Source organism: Flavobacterium sp. GNP010 (genome assembly GCF_056428945.1).
In genome coordinates this window covers 1-2,283 of sequence record NZ_JBWJVK010000100.1, presented here as the reverse complement: position 1 = coordinate 2,283, position 2,283 = coordinate 1, and the positions used below count along the sequence as shown (strand labels likewise).

The 2,283-nt window shown below is 34.5% G+C and carries 2 protein-coding genes; one reads left to right on the top strand and one right to left on the bottom strand.

Annotated features, from left to right (window positions below; all coding sequences use genetic code 11):
• Positions 1 to 66 precede the first annotated feature (66 nt).
• Complete coding sequence (locus tag AC061C_RS15600; protein WP_478291933.1) at positions 67 to 804, bottom strand: tyrosine-protein phosphatase; 738 nt, start codon at positions 802 to 804, stop codon at positions 67 to 69.
• A 475-nt stretch (positions 805 to 1,279) separates the two neighbouring features.
• Between AC061C_RS15600 and AC061C_RS15595 the strand changes: the two genes are divergently transcribed.
• On the top strand, positions 1,280 to 2,149 hold the full coding sequence (locus AC061C_RS15595) for an ABC transporter permease (RefSeq protein ID WP_478291932.1): 870 nt from the start codon (positions 1,280 to 1,282) through the stop codon (positions 2,147 to 2,149).
• Positions 2,150 to 2,283 lie beyond the last annotated feature (134 nt).

Sequence of the window (2,283 nt, the reverse complement as noted above, 5' to 3'; positions counted from 1 at the left end):
TTAATTAAATATTTTTATCTAATAATCTGTATCGGTTATTCAGGACAAGACATAGAAAAGATAGTATTACCTTTTGAAAAATTGATTATTTGCAATAATTTCTTGAAGTGGGGAGGTGTCTTTTAGACTTATTTTTTGACTGAAAGCCTCAATATGCTTGTCATGGTGTACATCTGAGCCTACATAGGTGTACATGCCTTTTTGGAGTAGTTCCTCAGCGACCTTAGCAATTCCAGCACCGTAATAGCCAACTACAGCAAGTAAATTTAGCTGAAATAAACAGCCAGCGCGTTTCAGCTTTTGGTATTCATTAAAGTTATTATGGTAAAATAAATACCGCTCGGGGTGCGCTAGAACGGGAATGTAGCCTGCAACCTGCAGATCAAAAAGTATGGTGTACAACTGAATCGGCGGGTTGATGTATGACATTTCGACTAAAACGTAATTGTCTTTTAGGGTCAATAAGTTATGGGATTGAAACAGCTGTACAAATTGATCATCCATCAAATATTCGGCTGCAGCATGAAACGGTACGGTAATAGTATTTTTCTCTAATGCTGAAACAGTAATCGATTGATTCTCTAAAATTTGTTCGTGCGTGTTGTCCCAAACATGTTGAATTATATGTGGGGTAGTAATGAACTCTGAAACTCCAATTTTTTGCAAGGCTCTGGTTAATCTCAGTGTGTCTTCAAAAGTTTTGGCTCCGTCATCGATACCGGGTAACAAATGAGAGTGAATGTCAATATGACCTTCTGGAATTAGATCTTTGAGTATTGGTTTTGATTTAAAAAATGTAAACATGTTGCAAAGTTAATCAAAAGGTTTGTTATTTTGGTTGCTCTAATATGTTTAAGTTGACGGAATTTTGTACTGATAGCTAGGGTGAAATATTGTGGTTTGGGTTCCTTTAAATTCTCTTTTTTTTGTTAAAGTTGGTGTTTTTTTATAATCATTGCGCATAAAAAAAGTAAACATATAATTTTTATATATGTATCTTCAATACCGTTTAAAATTATTAATTATTGGGAGTTAATTAGGACTATTTCTTAGGACTTGATACTTTGTAAATTAAGAGTAATTACTGTAGTGGTTATTAATTTTGAACTATGTTTTGCAACGGTCAAAAAAGGATTCTCGTACAAGCACTTTTCATCATTTAATTATTATATTTGGTGTGGTCCTCTTACTCCTTTGGGGGTTAAGAGGGCGAAGCCTTGGTATGGTTTACTATTTTAAAAAGCACAAGAAATATGAATGTATTGATGTTTGTTAAGCAATGAATTCGACAGAACCATTAGAGACTAATTGGCTTTTTGAAATAACACCCAAAAATAAATTTTTCTCTTTAAATCTAAAAGAGGTTTGGCAATACCGTGATTTGCTTTTGCTTTTTGTAAAGCGGGATGTGGTAACAGTATACAAGCAAACTGTTTTAGGTCCGTTATGGTATTTAATTCAACCCTTGTTTACCTCTGTCACCTTCACTATTATTTTTAATAATTTAGCAGGAATAGATACTGGAACTGTTCCCCCATTTTTGTTTAATCTTGCAGGAATTACGGTCTGGAATTATTTCACGGCGTGTCTAACAGGAACTTCTAATACTTTTGGTGCCAATGCTGGAATTTTTGGAAAGGTTTATTTCCCTCGAATTATTGTACCCCTTAGCATTGTGATCTCTAATTTAATTAAGTTTGGAATCCAATTTTTTATTTTTATCACTTTTTACCTTTATTTCTATTTTCAAGGGGCAGCGATTAGTTTGAATATGTGGACTTTCTTATTGCCTTTTTTAATTGTTTTAATGGGCGTATTAGGATTAGGATTGGGAATGATCATTTCATCGTTGGTCACAAAATATAGAGATTTCAGTCACCTGATAGGTTTTGGAGTGCAATTGCTAATGTATGTTTCCGCTGTTGTTTACCCTTTAGCACTAGTACAACAAAAAATGCCAGAATATGTTTGGTTAGTTCAGTACAATCCGCTTGCCTATATTATAGAAACCACCCGTTATATGTTGCTTGATGTGGGTCATATATCTCTGGTTGGACTAGCATATACTACCGTCGTTACTATCGTAGTACTGTTAGTTGGTATACTTTTTTTTAATAAAACCGAGAAGAGTTTTATAGATACGGTTTAAAATGATGACGAGTGAGAAGTGAAAAGTGAGAATAGAGAGGAGCGAGGAGTGAAAAGTGTGGAGTGACGAGTGAGAAGTTAAAAGTGAGAATAGAGAGGAGCGAGGAGTGAAAAGTGTGGAGTGACGAGTGAGAA